Below are 20,973 nucleotides of genomic sequence, written 5' to 3'. Positions count from 1 at the left end.
AATTACTTACATTCGTTCCTTTAGTTCACGAATGCATCACCAATAACCGGCCGCCATGGATGCCTTCTCCGATCTCGCGTTCTTCGTGTTGCTGGTCAAGCGCGGCAGTCTTGCCGGCGCGGCGCAGCAGCTTGGCGTCACGCCGTCGGCGGCCAGCAAGCGGCTGGCGGCGCTCGAGGCACGCCTTGGGGTGCGGCTGCTGAATCGCACCACGCGGCGACTGTCGGTCACGCCGGAGGGCGAGGCATATCTGGCCCACGGTGGAAGAATCCTGGCCGAGCTCGACGAGCTGGAGCAGGGCTTGCGGGGCAGCCGCGTGGCGCCGCGCGGCCTGCTGCGGGTCAATGGCACGCTCGGGTTCGGACGCCGCCATCTGGCGCCCGCCATCAGTGATTTTCTCGTGGCCTGTCCCGATATCGAAGTGCAGCTTCAGTTGACTGACCGCGCGCTGAATCTGGCCGAGGAAGGCTACGACGTCGGCATCCTGGTGGGCGACCTGCCCGACGCCCGCCTCAACGCCCGACGGCTCGCGCTCAATAGCCGGCTCCTGTGCGCATCCCCCGCCTACCTCGCTCGCCACGGCGAGCCCGCGTCGCCACGCGCGCTGACGCAGCATCGCTGCATCGTGATCCGCGAGAGCGAGGCCGCATACGGCACCTGGCACCTCCAGCACCAGCAATCCGCCGCACGGCAGGAGACGGTCAAGGTGCGCGGCATGGCGGCGACCAACGATGGCGAGGTGGCCGTCAACTGGGCGCTGCAGGGCCACGGCATCGTGCTGAGATCCGAATGGGAGGTCGCGCCGCTGCTGCGCTCGGGACGGCTGCGGCAAGTGTTGCCGGAATGGTCCGCACCGGCCGCCGACATCCATGCGGTGTATCTGTCTCGTGACAAGCTCTCGGCACGCGTACGCGCATTCGTCGACTTCCTCGCGGAGCGCTTCGGCCACTACGACCCGGCTGCGCCATATCACGGCTGGTAACTCATCGCTGGTAGCCGACTGCAGCCGGGCAGCCATGTCGACGGCAGGGGTGAAGACCCTGTCGATCACCCATGCTGCTACCCTTCGCGCATACTTCAAATCCTGATCCAACCCATCCGGACTGCACCGCCATGCACACACAGAATCTCTCCGCGTGGACCCACTCCCACGTGTTCGACGCAGGCAACCAGGCGGCCGAACGCGGCACCCGGCTGGTCATGTGGATCACGCTGGCGATGATGATCGTCGAAATCGCCGCGGGTCTCGTCTTCAACTCGATGGCACTGCTGGCCGATGGCTGGCATATGAGTTCACACGCGCTGGCCATCGGCCTGTCCGCGTTCGCCTATGCGGCGGCCCGGCGACTGTCGCAGGACGGCCGATTCTCTTTCGGGACCTGGAAGATCGAAGTTCTTGCCGCATTCGCCAGCGCCATCTTCCTGCTTGGCGTCGCTGGCCTGATGGTGTTTGGCTCGGTCGAGCGGCTGTTCACCCCCCAGCCGATTCACTATCAGGAGGCGATGGCGATCACCGTGATCGGCCTGATCGTCAACCTGGCCTGTGCGTTGATCCTCGGCGGCGCGCACCACGGCCATGATCACGGGCACGGGCACGACCATCAGGCGCACGGGCATGACCACCACGATCATGGCCATGGACATGACAATCACGGCCACCGCCATCACGACATCAACCTGCGTTCGGCCTATCTACACGTGGTGGCCGATGCCGCCACCTCGGTATTGGCGATCGTTGCATTGGCGGGTGGCTGGTGGCTGGGATGGAGCTGGCTCGACCCGGTGATGGGTCTGGTCGGCGCGGTATTGGTAGGCCGCTGGGCCGTCGGCCTGATGCGCCAGAGCGGGACGGTGCTGCTCGATCGCGAGATGGATCACCCGGTGGTCGAGGAAGTGCGCGAAGTGCTGGCGCAGTTCTCGCACGGTGAGGACGGCACGCGCGTGGCCGACCTGCACGTCTGGCGCGTGGGCCGTGAGAAATTCGCGTGCATCGCCAGCCTGGTCACCCACGACGCCAGCCTGACGCCGCAGCGCGTGCGGCACGCGCTATCGGTACACGATGAACTCGTGCACGTGAGCGTCGAAATCAATCAATGCGACGGTGGCCGAGATGGCCACGACGGCCACGCGGCGCATCGCGGCCATCGTCACTAGGCGGCAAACCCGCTCATGTCACTCAGGGCAGCAGCAGGATCGCGCCGGTAGTCGCCCGGCCTTCGGCGGCCTCGTGCGCGCGCGCCACATCCTCCAGCGGAAAGCGCGCGCCAATCTGGACCTTCACGTGACCGGCGGCGATGGCATCGAACAGGTCCTTCGCATTGGCGCGGAAACGTGTCGCATCGGCGTTGTGCGGGAACACCGAGGGCCGCGTCAGGTACAGGCAGCCCTTCTTGTTGAGCAACTCGGGCTCGATGGCAGGTGCCGGGCCGGACGCGCCGCCGTAGAGCACCACCATGCCGAAGGTCTGCGCGCAATCGAGCGAGCCGAGGAAGGTGTCCTTGCCCACGGCGTCATAGACTACGTTCACGCCGCGCCCATCGGTGGCATCACGCACCTGCTTGACCCAATCGCCATGGCTGTAGTCGATAGCGACGTCGCATCCCACGGCGCGGGCAATCTCGCATTTCGCCGCTGACCCGGCCGTGCCGATCACGCGCGCGCCCAGCGCCTTCGCCCAGCCGCTCAGGATCTGCCCGACGCCCCCTGCCGCCGCGTGCACAAGTACGGTGTCGCCCGGTTTCACCGCATAGGTGTGGCGGACCAGGTACTGCGCGGTCATGCCCTTGAAGATCACGGCCGCGGCCTGCTCGTCGCTGATCGCATCGGGCAGCTTCACAAGCTTGTCCACGGGGATATTGCGCCCTTCGGCGTAGGCGCCGAGTCCGGCGTTCATGTAGGCCACGCGATCACCGACCGCGACATCGGTCACACCAGCACCAATCGCCTCGACCACGCCGGCGGCCTCATGGCCCAGACCCGTGCCGACCGGCAGCGGATAGGTGCCGCGCCGCTGGTAGACGTCGATGAAATTGAAACCGATCGCGGTATGTCGCACCCGCGCCTCGCCTGCCGCTGGTGGCGGCAATTCGACGGACTCGAGCCGCATCACTTGCGGCAAACCAAATTCGTGAAGACGGACGGCGCGGACGGTGGTTCGCATGGGGGCTCCTCGATGCTCGTGCGAATTGCGGAGACCCGATTATTGACGCTTTTGCGGAATCCTGCCGACGCTCAAGTCTCTCAGGCCAGCTCGCAGCACATGCAAAGCGCGCTGGTATTGCGCATCCGCTGGAACTCCTTGCTTTCGAGAATTTCCGGCGGCAGCTTCGATGCGTGAATCAGCGTGAAGCCATAACGCGCGAAGTAGCTCGGACAAGTCGACGTCAGCAGCACGGCGCGGCGGCTGCCGTTGGCACGGGCGCGCATCATCACGGCGTTGACGAGATGGCTCGCAATCCCCTGGTCGCGCCATTCTCGCAGTACCGCCACCGATCGCACGATGGCGGAGTCGCCGAACAGTTCGGCACACGCGCAACCGACGATCTGCGATTCGAGTACCGCCACATGGAACTCGCCGACGAGTCGCGCCAGGTCGTCCACGGGAAGACCGCATCGCTCGAGCACCGCTCCGATTGCGGCGGCATCCGCCGGCTGCGCCGCGCGGATTCGCAAGTCCCTAATCATCTGGAGCCTCTGTATGTCTCATCACGTTGGACGGATACGCCATGGAAGCCCTGCATGGTCAGATAATGCTGCCGGCGGCTGGTACGAGAGCCGGACTTGTCGTACGACGAACGTGCGCCCTTGGCGAGCGGCGAGATGCTGACGTTTGGTGCACGCCCGGTTCGACAGTATCGCAATCGGGGCGGACTTACCAGAGGGAGATGGCCCGATGCGACGCACGCCACGCCTGACCACGCATGACGGTGCAAACCACCCGCCATGCTGCATGAAACGCGCCAGCTTTTACTCACGAACCGGAAGACACCGCAATGACGAAAATGCGTCCGGAGAATGAAAAGGGATTTCGGGGAGATTGGGGAATTGGAGGCGGGGATACGGAATCGAACCGTCGTAAACGGCTTTGCAGGCCGTCGCATAACCACTCTGCCACCCCGCCGTGGGATGCCGGTCCGCGTGTGGGACCGCTCCGAGGTGCGGGGCGCAGTGTATCCGATGTTGGAAAAACCTGCTGGCGACGGGCTTATTCGACGCCGCCCATCGCACTTTGCTGGTAGTTCTGCAGACCGATCTTGCCGATCAGCTCGAGCTGCGTCTGCAGCCAGTCGATGTGATCCTCGGTATCGGAGAGGATCTCGCTCAGGATCTCGCGCGAGACATAGTCGCCCACCGACTCGCAGTACTTGATCGCATCCTTGCTGGTGACCTGAGACCCGAGTTCGAGCTTGAGGTCACAGGCAAGCATCTCTTCGGTGTTCTCGCCCAGCAGCAGCTTGTCCAGGTCCTGCAGATTGGGCAGACCGTCGAGCATCAGGATGCGTTCGATCAGCTTGTCCGCATGTTTCATCTCCTCGATCGACTCCTCGTACTCGTGCTTGCCGAGTTCCTTGAGCCCCCAGTGACGATACATGCGCGCGTGCAGGAAATACTGATTGATGGCGGTCAGTTCGTGCTTGAGCTGGCCATTCAGTAACTGGATGACCTTTTTGTCTGCCTTCATGACAAATCCTCCGAAAGGTTTTTCGGCGTGATTTTCATGGTAATTCCCGACAGCGGAAGATCAAGCTCCAGTGCGATTTTCCGCGAAAATCAAGGCAGTATCGACGATTATGCGACTGATTTTGATTTCGATTCCGATGCACAAAAGAAAAGGCGCTTCGTCATACGAAGCGCCTTCGATGTCAGCCATCGGCCGCTTGCCTCAACCCAGTCGATCAGTCCAGCAGGTGCCCCATGCGCGACCGCTTGGTGGCCAGATACTTCTCGTTCTCGGCGTTCGCCGGCACCACATGGCGGACCTGCTCGGTCACCTTGATGCCTGCATCCTCGAGCGCCTTGATCTTGATCGGGTTGTTGCTCATCAGACGGACCGAACTCACACCCCACTGACGCAGAAAATCGGCCGCGAACGCATAGGTGCGCGAATCGATCGCCTGGCCCAGCGCCAGATTGGCATCAACCGTATCCAGTCCGCCATCCTGCAACGCATACGCGCGGATCTTGTTCGACAGGCCAATGCCGCGTCCCTCGTGACCACGCAGGTACAGCAGGATGCCGCGGCCCTCTTCGGCGATCCGCTTCATCGCGAGGTCGAGTTGCTCGCCGCAGTCGCAGCGGCAGGAACCGAAGACGTCACCGGTCAGGCATTCCGAATGCAAGCGCACGAGCAGGTTTTCGCCCGAAATTTCGCCCATCGACAGCGCGAGATGTTCAGTACCGGTATCAACGCCCTGGAAGGCGTGTGCGGTAAATTCTCCGTAGCGGGTCGGCAGCCGGGCAGAGCCGATCAGCTCACTTTCTAGATCTTTCATAGGGTATGCAAAATGCTTGATGCGCCGTGGGGCCCGAGCGGCATGATACCGGGCCGGGGCAGGCGCGCCGGGCGGCGCCGGGCAGGCGGCGCGGACGTGGCACGCCGGCAAGGATACCGCGAAACGCAATTTCCTACCCTGCGCGGGGTTACCGGGGACGGGGCGGCACCACCCCTCGGCGGTTGGCAACCCGACTGAAGACTGTGACGGCGACAGCATGAAACGCTCGTAGAATCGCCCCCGGGCGACCAGCCGTCGCCATCACTTCGCCGGCCCGAACACCCTCGGGCGGCCTGGCTCAAAGCGCACCCCACCCCGCATGCCCGCCGATTTGATGCACACCCTGGATATCAGGACCAGCTATGTCTTTGCGTTCATGGCCCATGGACTGCTGGCCGGAGTACTGGCTAGCTTCTGGCGCGCCGGACGCGCCGAACGCGGCCTGGGTTGGTGGATTCTCGACGGGCTGCAACTCTCGATGGCCACGCTGCTGCTGTTGGCCGCCGGCAAGCTCCCGCCGTGGATGATCCTGGCCGGGTCGAACTTGCTGATCTTCTCGAATGTCGCCACGATCGAAACCGCCCTGCGCGTGTTCCTGCGCGACGCGGTCTGGCCCGGACTGGCGTTGCGCTGGCTTGTTGCGGCGCTGGTCTTTGGCGCATGGTGCCTGACCTGGCAAGGCGGATGGACCTACGCGCAGCGCGCGATCGTCTTCTCCAGCGCGTTCCTGATCCAGCTGGCACTGCTGCTGACGTACGTCGTCAGCCTGCACGGCCATGGGCTGCGCTTCGTGCAACGGCTTCTGCTGCTCGCAATCCTGCTGGTGGCCGCTGCGCTCTTCGCGCGCATGATCCACGTGCTGCGTCATATGGATACGATCATGTCCTGGCAGCAGGACACGATGCTGCCGCTGCTAACGTTCGCCGCCGCATTCTCGGCGTTCCTGCGCGCCTGCTGCGCGCTGTATCTGGTCCAGAGCCGTACCGAGCAACGGTTGCGCGCGGCAAACCAGGACATCGAGCGGCGCGCAAATTTCGATCAGCAGACCGGCGTCATGTCCCGCTCGTTCTTCGAGATGCAGGCACCGGAGGTCATTTCCGCGGCGGGACGGAATGAAACGCCGATGGCATTCGTGCTGATCGACGTCGACCACTTCAAGTCGATCAACGATACGTTCGGCCACCTGCAAGGCGATGGCGTGCTGGCCAGCGTCGGCCAGGTCTTGCGTCACAACACGCGCGGCAGTGACCTCGTTGGACGTCTTGGTGGCGACGAATTCGCCATCGTGCTACGCGATGTGACGGGCGTTGAAGCCATGACACTGGCCGAACGGATTCGCGTGGAGGCGGGCGCGATCCTGATGCCGGACGGCAGCGCCGTTTCACTGAGCATCGGCCTGTGCTGCCTGCCGCCGGCACAGGGCTTCGAGGCAGCCTACCGCTGCGCCGACGCCGCGCTCTATGTGGCCAAGCAGGAGGGCCGTGGACGCGTGGTGGCGCACGACCCGCTAGGTGTCTCGCCCGCGCGGCCGATGCTGCCGACCGGCGCCTGAATGGGCGACCAGCAGCAGGGGGACGTGGTGCCGTTCGTCATCCCGGTGTTGGTTTGGCTGCCGGCCCGGCATCCGGACGCCAAGCGTCCCGAGTGACATCGCCGGAAGGTTCAATCTGGAATTCCAGATCCCTGACTGCCGCAACATCCATGCCGGAACGCTTCGCCGGGACGAAGCGCGTCTCCATGAGTATCAACGCCAATCGCGCTGCCGCGGCATGATTTCCTTCGCTGACTCGGATAACTTCGGCGCGCACAACGGTGCCGTCACGGTCGACAAAAATACGCAGCATCATCGATGAAGAGTCTGCCACGAGTGCCGCGATGTCCGGGAGTTCGAGCGAGCTGGCGGGCAATGCTGGGCGATCGACTTCGGACGTGGTGTAGAACCGGACCCTTGGGAGATCGGCGGAAGATTGCGCTTGATGCATCAGCGCCGCATCCTGTCGCGTCGCGCCGGCCGGCGCACCGATGCCATATGAATCGCTACGCGGCCGACTCGGGACGGGGACGGATGGCATCGCCGCCCCACCTTGCGCTGCTGCCGACGTTGCCTCTTCCCCTGGCGCCGCCAACAAATGGACGGACAGCACCTGGCGATCGTCCTGGCGGCCGCCCTGTCCAGCTTGCGGCAGCCACAAGCCAGCGCCATACAGGATGGCCAGATGGCCCGCAGCGACCACTGCACATGCAATCCAGGTGCGCCGCATTCCGTCTGCTTCCCAACTAGTCTGCGTCGCGTCAGTCCGCCGTCGGCACTTCACGCCAGTTGATCTGGCGGATCGCCTGTACCAGCGTCGGGATCAATGGGACGGAATTGATTGCGCTGTTGTCCATGCCTGCCTCGAGCCGGACAGATCCGTTCACGTTGAGGTATGACAACTCCACCACCAGGCCGCCGCTGGTGTAGTAGGGTTGCGGCGTCCCTGTAATGCTGACCACGCGGCTGGCCCCGGTGCCGATATCCAGCGAGAACACGCGGCTGGTCCCCGAGGGATTGCAGGCATCGCCGTTGGGCAGGTTGGCGGCGAAGGAAACCGTGCCGTAGTTTGATACTGGCGACACATTCACCCGCTCTGCAACATTGTTGGTCGATTGGCCAAGGTCGATGTAGTACCCCATCAGTGATTTTGGCGCGCTGCCAATGCCGTTCACCAGGTTGGTGTCCGCGTTGAGATTCGCACGCGTGATCGGGAACGACACCCCGGTGGGCAGATCGGTGCTGCTGTTGAAACGCTGGACTACGCCGTCGTAGATAACGTAGAAGCTCTGCGTCTGACTGCTGTTGACATCAGTGCTGCCGAGGAGCCGGCCGGTGCCGACCATGACGTAACGCTTGAGCGAGTTCGGTTGGATCTCAATCAACGGCGGAGTCGTGATGGGCTGCGCAGCGCCGTTCGGGTCGGTGAGCGTCGCAATCTTGGTGGCCACCGGATAAGCCGTCGTTCCAGTCTGCGTCAGATCGAAACGCCAGACATTGCCAAGCAGGTCGCCAGCGTAGATCGAGTCTGCGGTGTTGTCCGTATAGTCGGCAACGTATGCCGACGCATAGGCAAGACCTGCGGGATTGCTTACCGAGCCGGCCCCGGTCGGGATCGACTCCAGCAAGGCGCCGTTGACCGGATTCACGATGAAGAGCCACCCTTGACCATCGCTATTGTTATAGCCCGATGGAAATGCAACGATCCAGCCGTACTTCTTGGTCTTGACCACAATCGGGTCGCCGTAGCTGAAACCCAGGCTTCCTGCCTGCGAACCAGACGGGCCACCGAACTCCCACATCACCGCTGCCGACAAGGCCTGTTCTGTCGTCAGCGCCGCGGGATTGGTGATATCCAGGGCATAGTAGCCTTTGCCGCCTTTGCCCAGGCCTCCGATCAACATCGTGTGCCAGTTCGACGTGCTCGCCGAAGCAGGCTTCGCGCCGCCCGCGCGAGACAAATCGATATCGAACGCCTGCGGTGTGGCATCCACCATTGCATGATGGACAAAGCTGTTGCCAGGCAATCCCAACGAAGCCAGGCCATCCACCGTCGGTGTGCAACCCGAGTTGCAAGGCCCCTGGTAGAGAAAGCTCGGCACATAGGCAAACAACTCGTTGCCACCCGTGGTGGCCAGCGTGCCGTCGAAGGCGTGCATCATGCCGTCGTTGGCGCCGACGTAGACCACCGGATTGCGCGTGGCGTTATTGCTCTTGAATGCCGCATAGCCCGGGTTGGTTGCGCTGGACAGCACCGAGATCGGTGGGCCGACGGCGCTTACCTTCGAGCCAACGATATCGCCAAGCAGACTCGTGCGCTGACGATATACGGCCTTGCCATTCGAACCTTCGTTGCTGCGGTCGCCGCGCAGGTAGTTCAGAAAGTCCTGGTTGTTCCAGTTCTTCAGCGTCGAATTGTTCAACGCGGTCTGATTGGTCGCACTCAGGCTCGCCAGCCTGAACGGCGCGCCCTTCGCGGCCCCCACTGCGGTACTGGTGGCGATAATGCGTTTCTTGTCCCAGCCTGTATTGCTTCCCAAGGCAACCTGGCTCGCCAGTTGCGCCTGCGCGGACCACGCCTGTTGCTGGATGGGCGTCCCTTTTGTGGGATCGAAACTGAGCGAACTGCCAATGACATCGCCGCTCCAGCTTGCCGAATTGTATGAAGCCGAATACCCGATGTTACCGGTCAGGCTCACATTGGCCGACGACACCGCCAGCGCCGTGGTGGCGGCCTGAATGTCATTGGATATGTTAAGGAACGCTGAATTCAAACCCTTCACCATCAGGTCAGCCTGGCCGGCCAGATAGTAGTTGTCTGGCATCGGCTTGCCATTGGGGTCGGTATTGGTGCTCGCATTCCATAACGACTGCGCCAGCGCAGTCGTGTTGGTCGGGCTATAGCCGTTGGGGACGTTGAAGCCACCGTACTTCGCGGCCAGCCAGAACTGATTCTGGTAGTAGTAGCTCTGGTATTCCTGGACATCCAGCCAGTAGGTGGAGATGGTCTGGATCTTGGACTTGTTTCCGAGGCTGTCTTTGAAATCGTTCGGGCGAATATCCCGCACGTGCGAATCGTAGGCAAGCCCGGCCATCAGAAACGTGTTGTTGTCTCCACAGCACCACGAGGGCCCGGCCGTGTTGAGATTGCTGATCCCTTCCATCTTGCCCACGAGCTTGGTCGCGGAATCAACGTTGACCGTGGAATCGCTCGAGACCTCCGCAGGCAGCGAAGGCTCATAGCTGCTATTGATGATGGTGCTGCCCGGCAAATTGGCATCGGCATGCGTATTGACGTCACCAATGCCGAGGATGTAGTTCTTCTGGCAAGAGTACTGGATGGGGTCATCCCACTTCTGTACCACCGGGAACCCATCAATGTAGGTAGCCGTAGTGCTGGCGCTGACGTTTTTGCCGTTCGCGTCCTGCGTCACGTTGGAGTACGCGGCCACGTTACCCAGATTCTTGAAGTAGCGGATGCCTGCGTAGTAGAGCTCGCCAACAGGATCGTACGTCTTGTAGGTCTGGGAAAGCGATCCGAACTTGTTGAGGTAGTTCATTACCCCGCTGTTGCTGACACCACTGGCAGTGGCATCAGCAGTGTCCGGGTTGACCAGCATGGTTCCGTCCGTTGCACTCCACTCCGCTTGCGTATTGCTCTTGGCACTTTGACCGGGAACCGGCTGGGTGGGGCCAATGAATTTCATCTTGGCGCGTAACACCCCCCCATCGCGCATGATGCTCGAGTCGTTGATGTAGCCGAAGGCACCGAACCGGATGCGTTGCGCATACTGCTGCATCAGGCCTTCCGGCTTGTAATTGGTCCCGTACTTGATGCAGTTGCTCTCCGGTTGCGCCGGGTCGCACACCTTGGCTCGCACGATGACTGACCACACGCTTGAGGAGCTCACAGACGACGATCCGGGATTGTAGACACTGACCGAGTCCTTATCCAGATTGCCACTGTTGGTGAAGTAGAGCTTGTTGCCGGCGCCCCAGATCCGCACACTGATGTTCTTCCAGTTGAACGGTGTGACTGCCGCCACAGTGGTGCTACCGCTGATAGTACGATTCGGGGTTTCGCCGGAACCGCCCTGGCCAGACGCCCAGGCTTTCTCGAGAACGGTCAGGGACGCCGTATCGGTGAAACGATAGCCGCCCGTCAGTGCCCATCGAAACGGATCGATGGTCTGCATCGTCGCCCAGTTCAGGAACGAGCCGCTCCAGTATTTGTTGCCACTGGCGCATTGGTAACTGCTGTTGGCAGCCGTTGCCGGGACAAAATAGTTATTGCTGTCGACCTTGCTGTCGTAGTTGTACGTATAGCACTTGAGCGGATCGAAGTAGCCCAGGTATTTGACCCCCGCCTGATAGTCGCCGACGTACGCAATGCTGTTGGCGGTCGGATACTCCACCGATAACGAGAGCAGCAGGTTGCCAGGAACAGATACGGAGCTGAAGAGCGGCTGGTCCGCGAGGTCGGTTTGCGCCGCCGACCCCAGCAACGCAATCAGCGATAGCGTGCTGGCAAGCAGGTAGCGCAGGAAAGTCGCGAGGGAAGGCTTCCGTGAAACGCTGGCCTTCCAACCTTGAGCGTGATTGGCGTGCATGGCAATTCGGGCAACTCAGAGAGAAACGGTTGTCTGCAGGAAGGTCTGGGTGCTGCGTGGTCCGTCCACACGCACACTGATGCGGTAGACAGGCACGGAAGGCGGTTGCGCCTGACCGCGATATGGCAAGGCCGTCCCACCCTTTGCGGAACCAATCGAACTGACCACGCAGCCATTGGCTGGATCGGTCGATCCCGCTGTGGTACACAGGCGGTCGATCATGTAGTAGATCGTGATGCCGTCACCACCATTGATCTTCGTATTCGCTACCGCCGTGGCCAGGCTGACCAGATTGTTCGGCACGCCGTGCTTGTCCGTCGCTTGCATCGTGGCGTAGTAGCCGCTGGCCGGCTGATCGCTCTGTCGCGTCGGCTCGGCGCTGAGCGCGCCACTGGTTAGCGCCGTCTTGGCCGCGGCAATCGCCATCTCGCCCCGATTGGTCAAATCCCTTTTGAATGCCAGGTTCCCAGCATTGAACAGGGCGGCATCGGAAGAGCGAAGAAGCGCAACCGTGCCGATAGCCAGGATGACCATGGCGATCAACGTGACCAGCAGGACAATGCCTGACTGGCGCTGGCGCAATGGACCGCGAGAGCCACGAACCGGACGAACGTTTGGCTTGATCGGCATCGTCAGCGTTGCAACAACGTGTTGCGCAAGGGAATGGTGGTTTCGAAAACGCGGTAGCGATAGTTCTGTTCCGCGCCCTGCAGCGTGCGGGTATAGGACAGACCCGGCACATCGGCAAAGAGCACCAGCGGACCCGGGCTGACGACGCCGGTCGCGGTGGCCGTACTGGGACTCCCAATCAACTGCTGCGCCCGCTCGGGCAGAGATGTCCGCAGTATCAGTCCAATACGTACGGCCTTGATCGCATAGAGATTCGCCGCAGCGGTCTGGCTGCCGTTCGACAACTGAGCGGCATCGAATGCCCCCGTCGGGGCCTGCCAGCTGATGGTGCCGTTGTTGTTCGGATCGATGCCATATAGCGCATGCATTTCCAGCACCCCATCTGCAAGCGGCACCGTGCCATAACCGTTGCCCCCCGACTGCAACAGGTCGTAGAACATCAGTGTCTGGTTTGCGCCAACCCCGTAGACAGCAAATCCCGGCAGGTTACCCGCGCCGACATTTCCCAAGTTCATGGCGATGCCCGTGGCGGAGATGCTGGTGGCGTCGCCATCCTTGCCAGCCGAAGCGTTGTAGGCCCCCGCAAGCGGAAGTTGTACCGCCACGCTGCCTGTGAAGCCGGTTTGCACCTGGCCGACATAGCAAGGCTGTACGTTGCCTTGTGCATCGTTGCGGTCCGCCACCAGCACCAGATTGCCGTCGTTGAACGTCATGGTGTTGACCAGGCTGAGGTTCACCACATTCCCTGCGAGCGCCGGCGCCGTGCCCGAGAACTCTGCAGGAATCTCGCCAAAGCCGGCATTACCCGCCATCGTGATAAGAACGTCGGAGCTTCCGGTCGCCAAGGGCGTGCCGTTCTGCACGATCAACACAGGTGCCAGCCGCAACCCGCCCAGCTGTGCCGGCAAGCCGGTGAATGGCGCAGCGATGGTCGCCGGCAACGGCAGAATCTGGTCCCCGTTGAGGTTGACGTTGAGTCGGCAGCCATAGGTGAGCGGCCAGTTCTGGGAGAATCCCGACCCGGCACTGCGTACCGCCTTGTCAAGCTGGTACAGCGCGAACATGCCACCCTGGTTGATGTCGTTGACGGACATGGTGGTGCGCTTCCGCCCCTCGGAGACACTCATCATGCCGAACACCGCGCCCACGATGATCATGCTGATCACCAATACCACCATGAGCTCGATCAGGCTGAGACCAGTCTGGCGAGCGGTACGCGATAACCTCGTCCGAGATCTTGGGATGGTCATGGCAGCACCACCTGCGTGACGTACTGACTTGTGCCGCTCATGCCAACCGCCGCGTTGATGCCACGTGACGGCGCCTGCCAGGTTATCGTGATCGTGGCCGTATTCGTCGCGGCATTGACGGAGACCGTGCCAGTACCATTGGGCAAGCCGCCCAGGCCACTGCCCACCGCGCTCGATGTCGTGGCACTCCTGTAGCTGACATTGGTGGCCACCATCGTTTGCCACGTGGAGACGACCGAGGCTGGCAGGCTGACGGTACGGTTCTGCCACATCATCGTCGCCAACTCGTTAGCCAGCATGGCGGCGCGGTTGCGGTCCTCGGCATCGGACGACATCTGCGACACGCGGGCCTGCGCGATCACCATCGACAACAAGGCAACGGTCAGCAGAATCATCGACACCAGCACCTCGATGAGCGTCATCCCGGACTGCCGGCACCGGGCGCGATGGATGCGGTATGCCTCGCGTCTACGAACACGCATCAGGCGCCCCCTGGGATAGCGACTTGGCGGGGTCGCACATGCGAATCGAGCCGCCCAGGCTCACTGTCACATTGAGATTGCGAGCCGCGGTGGACTGGCTGCTGGTCACGCTATACGTCACCACGCCGGTTGCCGGGATGGTGCAGTTATAGGTGCCGTCGTTCAGCGTGGTGAGCCGACCCAGCGAATTGAAGCAAATTGCGGCTGGTCCGGTGATCTGCGCTGTCGGCGACACCGAGCCAAGCGCACCGCTTTGCACCAGCATTGCATCGCTGCTGTCGGAGCCATCCCCGGCGAGCGTATTGGCAATGACGTTGACGATCCAGTTCTTGCCATTGGCCTGTGCAGCAGCTCCTGCCGCTGTCGCGCCATTGGTCAGTACCAGTGCCACCTGGCGATGGCGCCGCGCGGCCTCGGCCTGCGCAACGCGCAGGCCGTTCTGCAAGGCTTCCGCCGCGGTACGTACCTGCGCGTCGCGGATCCAGCTCATGAAATTCGGCGCGGCCATGGCCAGCAGAATGCCGAACACGGAGACCGTGGTAATCAGTTCGATCAGCGTGAAGCCGCGCCGCGTGCCGGCGTACATCAGCACACCTGGCCTCGTTTGGTGACCCAGCAGGTATTGGAAGTGTTCCAGCCTGCTCGCGCCGCGGTGGTCTGCTGCACGTTTGCTTCGTTCACCGTATAGGTGAAGCCGGCCGTGGGCCCCGAGCCCGTGGCGGTCATGAGATAGCTGTTGCCGTTATTCGAAATCGTGCAGGACAACGTGAACTGGGCAACCGCGGTAATCGACAGGCACGGGGGAGAGAACGTCCCGGAAACCGCGTAAGTGCGGTTGTCCTGATAGTACTGCTCCATCTGCGCCCGAATGCCCCCGAGTATGTTGGTAGCATTGGCGAGCTGGCCACGCAGAACGTAGTCGCTGTAGTTTGGGATTGCAATCGCAGCCAGGATGGCGATGATGGCCACCGTCACCATGACTTCGATGAGCGTAAATCCAGAAGCACGCACAATTACCGAACGAAGCCCCCCCCTCCTGATTGAGCGGGAAGCTGCTAAGTTGGAACGGCGCGGCGCGCTTGCGTTGTTGCAGAGCGGCGCGTGCATGCTAGTGTCGCCAGAGAATGATCGACTGCGGACACTGGACGAGTGTTGCCTTGACCCTGTTCATCTTGACCCCCGGTTTCTTCTGACAACAGGCCCCACTCTCTGGTGAGGCGCTGCTCCCAATAACCCGATTATGTTCTTTTGATTCTGTTGTCCGCGACTTCCGGCAAGTGCAATGCCGGGATTGGACGGCACGATAGTGGCCGATGTGACCTACGAGTGTCAATAGCCCCGGATCAACGCGCAACGCTCTTCTGTTGGGTCGATGCAACCATGCGAATGGCGAGGACTCCGGCCGGGCACACCGTTGTCTGAATGGGAAATTCGCGGAAGAAAAGAGACGTATAAGAAACTTCTCATGACTGCCGCAAGGCAGCCGCAGACGGGCCGCAGACGCCGTCCAGCATCTGCGGCTACCGCCCCGCCGTATGAGCGGCACTCATTTGCCCGCACAAAGCGAGACACGTCCGAGATCAAGTAATGATACGGACGGCGGTCAAAACCGGATTTACTCCACCGTCACCGACTTGGCCAGGTTCCGCGGCTTGTCGACGTCGGTACCGCGTGCGCAGGCGGTGTGATACGCCAGCAGTTGCAGCGGCACCACATGCAGGATCGGAGACAGCGCACCATAGTGCTCGGGCATCCGGATCACCTGGATGCCATCCGACGACTGGATATGCGTGTCCGAGTCGGCGAACACATAGAGACGGCCACCGCGGGCGCGCACTTCCTGGATGTTTGACTTCAGCTTCTCCAGCAGCGCGTCGTTCGGCGCCACGGTCACCACCGGCATCGCCTCGGTCACGAGCGCCAGCGGGCCGTGCTTGAGTTCGCCAGCCGGATAGGCTTCAGCATGGATGTACGAGATTTCCTTGAGCTTGAGCGCGCCTTCCAGGGCGATCGGGTAATGCAGGCCACGCCCCAGGAACAGCGCGTTCTCGCGGCGCGCGAAGTCTTCCGACCACGCGATGATCTGCGGCTCCAGCGCCAGCACACCATGCAGCGCTGCCGGCAGGTGGCGGAGGTTGGTCAGGGCTTCGGCTTCCTGCGCATCGGTCAGGTAGCCGCGCACCTTGGCCAGCGCCAGCGTCAGCATGTACAGCGCAGCCAGTTGTGTCGTGAAGGCCTTGGTCGACGCCACGCCGATCTCGGTACCAGCGCGTGTCAGGAAGCGCAGCTCGGTCTCACGCACCATGGCGCTCGTCGCCACGTTGCAGACGGCCAGCGTGTGCGTGTGACCCAGCGAGCGGGCATGACGCAGCGCGGCCATCGTGTCGGCCGTCTCGCCCGACTGCGAAATCACCACCACCAGCGCGCGCGGGTTCGGCACGGTGTCGCGGTAGCGGTATTCGCTGGCCACTTCCACCTGGGTCGGGATCTTCGCGATCGATTCGAGCCAGTACTTGGCCGTGCAGCCCGAGTAGTAGCTCGTGCCGCAGGCCAGGATCAGCACACTGTCGATTTCCGAGAACACCTGCGCGGCGTTCTCACCGAACAGCTCGGGCGTGATCGCGGAGATGCCTTCCAGCGTGTCGCCCAGTGCGCGCGGCTGCTCGAAGATTTCCTTCTGCATGAAGTGCCGGTACGGGCCCAGTTCCACCGCGGCGGCGTGGGCTTCCACCACGCGCGCTTCGCGCTCGACCTCGTGGTCGTGCACGTCGCGAATCCGCGCGCCACCGCGCGAGATCTCGACCACATCGCCCTCTTCCAGATAGACGATGCGGTTGGCGGTGCCGGCCACGGCCAGCGCGTCAGAAGCCAGGAACGATTCGCCCTCGCCCAGTGCCACCACCAGCGGCGAGCCGGCGCGCGCGCCGACCACCACGTCCGGCTGGTCCTTGGCCACCACGGCAATCGCGTAGGCGCCGTGCAGGCGCTTGGTGACCGCGCGCACCGCGCCGAACAGGTCGCCTCGCGTGGCGCTGCTCGGGTACGTGTAAGCCTGGTGGATCAGGTGCGCCACCACTTCGGTATCAGTCTGCGACTCGAAACCGTACCCGACCGCGCGCAGTTCGTCGCGCAGCGGCTCGTAGTTCTCGATGATGCCGTTGTGAACGAGCGCGATGGTCTCGTCCGAGAAGTGCGGGTGGGCGTTGACGGTGTCCGGCTTGCCGTGCGTGGCCCAGCGCGTGTGCGCGATGCCGATGTGGCCGGCCAGGCCAGACGACTGCGTCTGCGCGTCCAGTTCGGCCACGCGCGATACGGTACGGGCGCGCTCGAGAATACCGTCACGCACCACGGCCACGCCGCAGGAATCGTAGCCACGGTACTCGAGACGGCGCAGGCCCTCGATCAGGACAGGAACGATATTGCGGTGAGAGACCGCCCCAACGATGCCACACATGTTTTGAACCCCTCTTATTTCTTCGGTTGCTTGACCGGACGCTGCCACGCATCCAGGGTCATCTGCTTGGCGCGCGACAAAGTCAGCTTGTCAGCCGGCGCTTCCTTGGTCAGCGTGGTCCCCGCGCCAATCGTGGCGCCGCGGCGCACTGTCACCGGCGCCACCAGTTGGGTGTCGGAGCCGATGAACACATCGTCCTCGATCACCGTGCGGTGCTTGTTCACGCCATCGTAATTGCAGGTAATGGTACCCGCGCCAATATTGACGCGCTGCCCCACCGTCGCGTCGCCCACGTAGGCCAGGTGATTGGCCTTGCTGTGGTCGGCGATCTGGCTGTTCTTGATCTCGACGAAATTGCCGATATGCACGTCCTGGCCGAGCTCCGTGCCCGGGCGCAGCCGCGCGTACGGTCCGATGCGTCCGTCCGGCCCGACCTTGGCGTCCTCGAAGTGGCAGAACGGCTGGATACGCGCGCCGGCGCCGATCGTCGTGTTGCGAACGACGCAGTGCGCGCCGACGGACACGCCGTCTTCCAGGTGCACACGACCCTCGAACACGCAGCCCACGTCGATGGTGACGTCGCGCCCGCAGGTTAGCTCGCCGCGCACGTCGATGCGTGCCGGATCGAGCAGCGTGACGCCCGCCTCCAGCAGCCGCTGGGCAATGTTGCGCTGGTGAATACGTTCGATCTCGGCAAGCTGGACCTTGCTGTTGACGCCGAGCGTCTCCCACAACGCGGCCGGCTGGGCCGACACGACCTCCACGCCATCATTGACGGCGCGCTCGATCGTATCGGTCAGGTAGTACTCGCCCTGCGAGTTGTCGTTGCGCAGCGTGGCCAGCCACTGGCGCAGATGCGCCGTCGGGCAGACGATAATGCCGGTGTTGATCTCGCGAATCGCGCGAACGTCCTCGCTGGCATCCTTCTGCTCGACGATGCGCACGATATTGCCGGCGGCGTCACGAACGATCCGTCCATATCCGGTAGGATCGGGCATCTCGACAGTCAGCACGCCCAGGCGCTCGGCGCCGGCGGCCTGCACGAGGCCCTTCAGGGTGTCGACCGAGGTCAGCGGCACGTCGCCGTACAGCACCAGCGTGGGCTGGCTGTCGTCGAGCAGCGGCAGGGCCTGCATCACGGCGTGGCCGGTGCCCAGTTGCTGAGCCTGCTCGGCAAAGGCAACATCGTCCGCGCCAACGGCTTTGCGCACCAGCTCGGCACCATGACCCACCACCACCACGAGCCGCGACGGCGACAGCGTGCGCGCGGTATCGAGGACGTGGGATAGCATTGGCTGGCCGGCCACCGGGTGCAGCACCTTGGGCAGCGCGGAGTTCATCCGCTTGCCCATGCCCGCGGCAAGAATGACGATATTCACAAGGAGGTCCCTAAGTGAGTGTGTCTGAGAATAAGCTGGAAAATCCGTGCCTGGGAGCGTCGCGTCCGGCCGTGCGCCGAACTGGCTGGCCGCGCCCAAACCGTTGCCACGCTTGGGCTGGCGGGCGATCCGCCGCCCCTGGAAACATGCGCGCAGATTCTAGCACGCCCCCCCTGACCGATCTGGCCAGATCACGCCGAGTTACCGTTGTTCACAATTGGTCACGTCGCGTGTATGTGGCGATCACAACACTCACGTTCGTCGCGGTACTTGGCGGCTGCAACGCCATGAAACTGGGCTACGAGCAGGGAGACCGGCTCGCCTATTGGTGGGTGGACCGCTACGTGGATGTCTCGGATGCCCAGGAGGTGCCGACACGCGACGCCATCGCCCGATTCTTTGCGTGGCACCGGCGCTCGCAGCTTCCGGAAGTCGCCAAGGTCCTTGCCCGGGTCAAGGGCGAGGTGGCCGGACCCGTCGATATCGCGATGATCCGCCAGGCCCAGCAGGACAGCCAGCGGCTGGGACGTCAGGCGTACGAGAACACGATTCCTGACCTTGCAGAATTGATGCTCACGCTATCGCCCGACCAGATCAAGCGGATGGAGGCGAAGTTCGCCGAGAGCAATACGAAATATCGCAAGCAGTTCCTCGGCTCCGATGCCAACGCGCGCACCGATGCCCGCTACGACAAGATCATGGACTATGCCAAGCTGGTCTATGGCAGCTTCTCGCGCGACCAGGAAAAGGCCATCCGCGACGCGATGGGGCCCTATATGCTGAACGCCGACGCCCGTTACAGCGAGCGCGTGCGCCGCCAGCAGGAATGGGTGGCGCTGGCGCGCGAGATCTCGACCACGCGCCCGCCCAAGGCGCAGGCCGAAGAGATGCTGCGTCACTATGCCGACGACTGGCAGCGCCCGGCCACGGGCCAGCAGCGGAGTACCGATGCGGGGATCAACCTGACGGTGACGATCGCCAACCTGACCACGCCGGAACAGAAGGCCCACGCGGTCAAGCGCTTCCAGGGATGGATCGAGGATGTGCAGGCGTTGATGCGCGAGCCCGGGCGCTCCGCGCAGGCGTCACAGTAGCCAACCTTGGGGGAAGGCGGGGGAAGGCGGGGGGAGGCGGGGGGAGGCGTCAGGCCGACGGTTCCGAAGCCTGTTCCGACGCCTCCTGGGCCTTCTGGATCTTGTCGAAGCGCACGAACTCCATCCGGTTCGCCTCGACATTGCCCGTGAAGGTCAGCGCCTGCTGCGTGAACGTGGTCTCGCCGAACAGCGATGCCTCGTCGATCTTGCCCAACCCGGTAGCCAGCCCCGTGAACGGGAACAGGTCCGTATCGGCCAGGTGCGACGGCACCACGTTGCGTAGCGCCGAGAAGATGTTGTCGATCCGGCCCGGGTTCTCGCGCTCCCATGCCTGCAGCATTTCGCTCACCTTCTTGCGCTGCAGGTTTTCCTGCGAGCCACACAGGTTGCACGGGATGATCGGGAACGCCATGGCACGCGCATACGACGCGATGTCCTTCTCCGCGCAGTACGCCAGCGGCCGGATCACGATGTGCTGGCCGTCGTCGGTGGCCAGCTTCGGCGGCATCGCCTTCATCTTGCCGCCGAAGAACATGTTCAGGAAGAACGTATTGACGATGTCGTCGCGGTGATGGCCCAGCGCGATCTTGTTGGCGCCCAGCTCCTTGGCCGTGCGATAGATCACGCCGCGGCGCAGGCGCGAGCACAACGAGCAGGTGGTCTTGCCCTCGGGCACCTTCTCCTTGACGATCGAGTAGGTGTCCGCCTCGACGATCACATACTCCACGCCGAGAGACTTCAGGTATGCCGGCAGCACATGCTCGGGAAAGCCCGGCTGCTTCTGGTCCAGGTTCATCGCGATCAGCTTGAACTGGATCGGCGCCCGTTTCTGAAGCGCCGTCAGCACCGACAGCATCGTGTAAGAGTCCTTGCCGCCACTCATGCAGACCAGCACTGTGTCGCCGTCCTCGATCATGCCGAAGTCGCCGATGGCCTTGCCGGTCAGCGACTGCAGACGGGTTTCGAGACGATAGAAGTTAGCGGAGTGACTCATATGACATACCTGGATCAGTACGGGCGCGGAACAATGGCCCGGTTTCAACGGGCCAAC

19 protein-coding genes and 1 tRNA gene are annotated in these 20,973 nt (G+C 62.9%); 4 read left to right on the top strand and 16 right to left on the bottom strand.

From position 1 onward, the window contains the following. Positions 1 to 55: 55 nt before the first annotated feature. Entirely contained in the window at positions 56 to 982 is a 927-nt protein-coding gene (locus K6G35_RS01025; protein WP_286881836.1) for a LysR family transcriptional regulator, read from the top strand. Positions 983 to 1,113: 131 nt separating this feature from the next. Continuing rightward, the gene (gene dmeF / locus K6G35_RS01020) at positions 1,114 to 2,154 is read left to right on the top strand and encodes a CDF family Co(II)/Ni(II) efflux transporter DmeF (protein ID WP_186425552.1); all 1,041 of its coding nucleotides are present in this window, start codon (positions 1,114 to 1,116) and stop codon (positions 2,152 to 2,154) included. 22 nt (positions 2,155 to 2,176) lie between these two features. On the opposite strand, the gene K6G35_RS01015 is transcribed toward dmeF, so the two are convergent. The 6 genes from K6G35_RS01015 to ribA form a co-directional block, all read right to left on the bottom strand. After that, positions 2,177 to 3,160, bottom strand: coding sequence for a quinone oxidoreductase family protein (locus tag K6G35_RS01015; RefSeq protein ID WP_008641820.1), 984 nt, complete (start codon positions 3,158 to 3,160; stop codon positions 2,177 to 2,179). 80 nt (positions 3,161 to 3,240) lie between these two features. Further along, entirely contained in the window at positions 3,241 to 3,684 is a 444-nt protein-coding gene (locus tag K6G35_RS01010) for a GNAT family N-acetyltransferase (protein WP_008641821.1), read from the bottom strand. 361 nt (positions 3,685 to 4,045) lie between these two features. Beyond that, positions 4,046 to 4,120: transfer RNA gene (locus K6G35_RS01005), tRNA-Cys, on the bottom strand. A gap of 84 nt (positions 4,121 to 4,204) precedes the next feature. Continuing rightward, positions 4,205 to 4,681, bottom strand: a complete 477-nt coding sequence (gene bfr / locus K6G35_RS01000) for a bacterioferritin (RefSeq protein ID WP_008641822.1) — start codon at positions 4,679 to 4,681, stop codon at positions 4,205 to 4,207. A 60-nt stretch (positions 4,682 to 4,741) separates the two neighbouring features. Then, positions 4,742 to 4,870, bottom strand: a complete 129-nt coding sequence (locus K6G35_RS00995) for a hypothetical protein (RefSeq protein WP_267880398.1) — start codon at positions 4,868 to 4,870, stop codon at positions 4,742 to 4,744. A 25-nt stretch (positions 4,871 to 4,895) separates the two neighbouring features. Continuing rightward, a complete protein-coding gene (gene ribA / locus K6G35_RS00990) occupies positions 4,896 to 5,492 on the bottom strand; it encodes a GTP cyclohydrolase II (RefSeq protein WP_008641823.1) in 597 nt (198 codons plus the stop codon). Positions 5,493 to 5,811: 319 nt separating this feature from the next. On the opposite strand from ribA, the gene K6G35_RS00985 reads away from it, so the two are divergent. Then, positions 5,812 to 7,044 (top strand): GGDEF domain-containing protein, encoded by a 1,233-nt coding sequence (locus K6G35_RS00985; protein WP_495676002.1) that lies wholly within the window; start codon positions 5,812 to 5,814, stop codon positions 7,042 to 7,044. 37 nt (positions 7,045 to 7,081) lie between these two features. Here K6G35_RS00985 and K6G35_RS00980 read toward each other — a convergent pair whose 3' ends face one another. The 9 genes from K6G35_RS00980 to glmU all read right to left on the bottom strand — a co-directional run bounded on the left by K6G35_RS00980 (position 7,082) and on the right by glmU (position 18,828). Further along, entirely contained in the window at positions 7,082 to 7,474 is a 393-nt protein-coding gene (locus K6G35_RS00980; RefSeq protein WP_495676001.1) for a hypothetical protein, read from the bottom strand. A 310-nt stretch (positions 7,475 to 7,784) separates the two neighbouring features. Beyond that, complete coding sequence (locus K6G35_RS00975) at positions 7,785 to 11,633, bottom strand: pilus assembly protein (RefSeq protein ID WP_008641826.1); 3,849 nt, start codon at positions 11,631 to 11,633, stop codon at positions 7,785 to 7,787. Between the two features lie 15 nt (positions 11,634 to 11,648). Then, a complete protein-coding gene (locus K6G35_RS00970) occupies positions 11,649 to 12,263 on the bottom strand; it encodes a pilus assembly PilX family protein (protein ID WP_008641827.1) in 615 nt (204 codons plus the stop codon). Between the two features lie 2 nt (positions 12,264 to 12,265). Then, positions 12,266 to 13,513, bottom strand: coding sequence for a PilW family protein (locus K6G35_RS00965; protein WP_080709642.1), 1,248 nt, complete (start codon positions 13,511 to 13,513; stop codon positions 12,266 to 12,268). Continuing rightward, entirely contained in the window at positions 13,510 to 13,935 is a 426-nt protein-coding gene (locus K6G35_RS00960) for a type IV pilus modification PilV family protein (RefSeq protein ID WP_008641829.1), read from the bottom strand. Before K6G35_RS00960 ends, K6G35_RS00965 begins: the two co-directional genes overlap by 4 nt. A 46-nt stretch (positions 13,936 to 13,981) precedes the next feature. After that, on the bottom strand, positions 13,982 to 14,581 hold the full coding sequence (locus K6G35_RS00955; RefSeq protein WP_008641830.1) for a GspH/FimT family pseudopilin: 600 nt from the start codon (positions 14,579 to 14,581) through the stop codon (positions 13,982 to 13,984). Continuing rightward, positions 14,581 to 15,102 carry a type IV pilin protein gene (locus K6G35_RS00950; protein ID WP_081596762.1) on the bottom strand — a complete coding sequence of 174 codons (522 nt, stop codon included), beginning with the start codon at positions 15,100 to 15,102 and terminating at the stop codon, positions 14,581 to 14,583. The genes K6G35_RS00955 and K6G35_RS00950 overlap by 1 nt, the downstream gene beginning before the upstream one ends. Positions 15,103 to 15,610: 508 nt before the next feature. Continuing rightward, positions 15,611 to 17,449 carry a glutamine--fructose-6-phosphate transaminase (isomerizing) gene (glmS, locus tag K6G35_RS00945; RefSeq protein ID WP_035881281.1) on the bottom strand — a complete coding sequence of 613 codons (1,839 nt, stop codon included), beginning with the start codon at positions 17,447 to 17,449 and terminating at the stop codon, positions 15,611 to 15,613. Between the two features lie 14 nt (positions 17,450 to 17,463). Further along, on the bottom strand, positions 17,464 to 18,828 hold the full coding sequence (gene glmU, locus K6G35_RS00940; protein WP_035881280.1) for a bifunctional UDP-N-acetylglucosamine diphosphorylase/glucosamine-1-phosphate N-acetyltransferase GlmU: 1,365 nt from the start codon (positions 18,826 to 18,828) through the stop codon (positions 17,464 to 17,466). 236 nt (positions 18,829 to 19,064) lie between these two features. On the opposite strand from glmU, the gene K6G35_RS00935 reads away from it, so the two are divergent. Then, entirely contained in the window at positions 19,065 to 19,922 is an 858-nt protein-coding gene (locus tag K6G35_RS00935) for a DUF6279 family lipoprotein (RefSeq protein WP_286881839.1), read from the top strand. Positions 19,923 to 19,971: 49 nt separating this feature from the next. Here K6G35_RS00935 and ttcA read toward each other — a convergent pair whose 3' ends face one another. Beyond that, positions 19,972 to 20,916, bottom strand: coding sequence for a tRNA 2-thiocytidine(32) synthetase TtcA (gene ttcA, locus K6G35_RS00930; RefSeq protein WP_008641835.1), 945 nt, complete (start codon positions 20,914 to 20,916; stop codon positions 19,972 to 19,974). Between the last annotated feature and the right edge of the window lie 57 nt (positions 20,917 to 20,973).

This window comes from Cupriavidus sp. HY129, from assembly GCF_059492215.1.
This window is presented reverse-complemented; position numbering and strand designations above follow the sequence as displayed.

Coding starts and splice junctions, on each gene's coding strand:
- K6G35_RS00950 (WP_081596762.1), bottom strand. CDS start 15,102: ATGCACGCGCCGCTCTGCAACAACGCAAGCGCGCCGCGCCGTTCCAAC.
- K6G35_RS00970 (WP_008641827.1), bottom strand. CDS start 12,263: ATGCCGATCAAGCCAAACGTTCGTCCGGTTCGTGGCTCTCGCGGTCCA.
- K6G35_RS00985 (WP_495676002.1), top strand. CDS start 5,812: ATGCCCGCCGATTTGATGCACACCCTGGATATCAGGACCAGCTATGTC.
- K6G35_RS01010 (WP_008641821.1), bottom strand. CDS start 3,684: ATGATTAGGGACTTGCGAATCCGCGCGGCGCAGCCGGCGGATGCCGCC.
- dmeF (WP_186425552.1), top strand. CDS start 1,114: ATGCACACACAGAATCTCTCCGCGTGGACCCACTCCCACGTGTTCGAC.
- K6G35_RS01015 (WP_008641820.1), bottom strand. CDS start 3,160: ATGCGAACCACCGTCCGCGCCGTCCGTCTTCACGAATTTGGTTTGCCG.
- K6G35_RS01025 (WP_286881836.1), top strand. CDS start 56: ATGGATGCCTTCTCCGATCTCGCGTTCTTCGTGTTGCTGGTCAAGCGC.
- ttcA (WP_008641835.1), bottom strand. CDS start 20,916: ATGAGTCACTCCGCTAACTTCTATCGTCTCGAAACCCGTCTGCAGTCG.
- K6G35_RS00980 (WP_495676001.1), bottom strand. CDS start 7,474: ATGCATCAAGCGCAATCTTCCGCCGATCTCCCAAGGGTCCGGTTCTAC.
- K6G35_RS00995 (WP_267880398.1), bottom strand. CDS start 4,870: ATGGCTGACATCGAAGGCGCTTCGTATGACGAAGCGCCTTTTCTTTTG.
- K6G35_RS00975 (WP_008641826.1), bottom strand. CDS start 11,633: ATGCACGCCAATCACGCTCAAGGTTGGAAGGCCAGCGTTTCACGGAAG.
- K6G35_RS00960 (WP_008641829.1), bottom strand. CDS start 13,935: ATGACGCTCATCGAGGTGCTGGTGTCGATGATTCTGCTGACCGTTGCC.
- glmS (WP_035881281.1), bottom strand. CDS start 17,449: ATGTGTGGCATCGTTGGGGCGGTCTCTCACCGCAATATCGTTCCTGTC.
- K6G35_RS00955 (WP_008641830.1), bottom strand. CDS start 14,581: ATGTACGCCGGCACGCGGCGCGGCTTCACGCTGATCGAACTGATTACC.
- K6G35_RS00965 (WP_080709642.1), bottom strand. CDS start 13,513: ATGACCATCCCAAGATCTCGGACGAGGTTATCGCGTACCGCTCGCCAG.
- bfr (WP_008641822.1), bottom strand. CDS start 4,681: ATGAAGGCAGACAAAAAGGTCATCCAGTTACTGAATGGCCAGCTCAAG.
- ribA (WP_008641823.1), bottom strand. CDS start 5,492: ATGAAAGATCTAGAAAGTGAGCTGATCGGCTCTGCCCGGCTGCCGACC.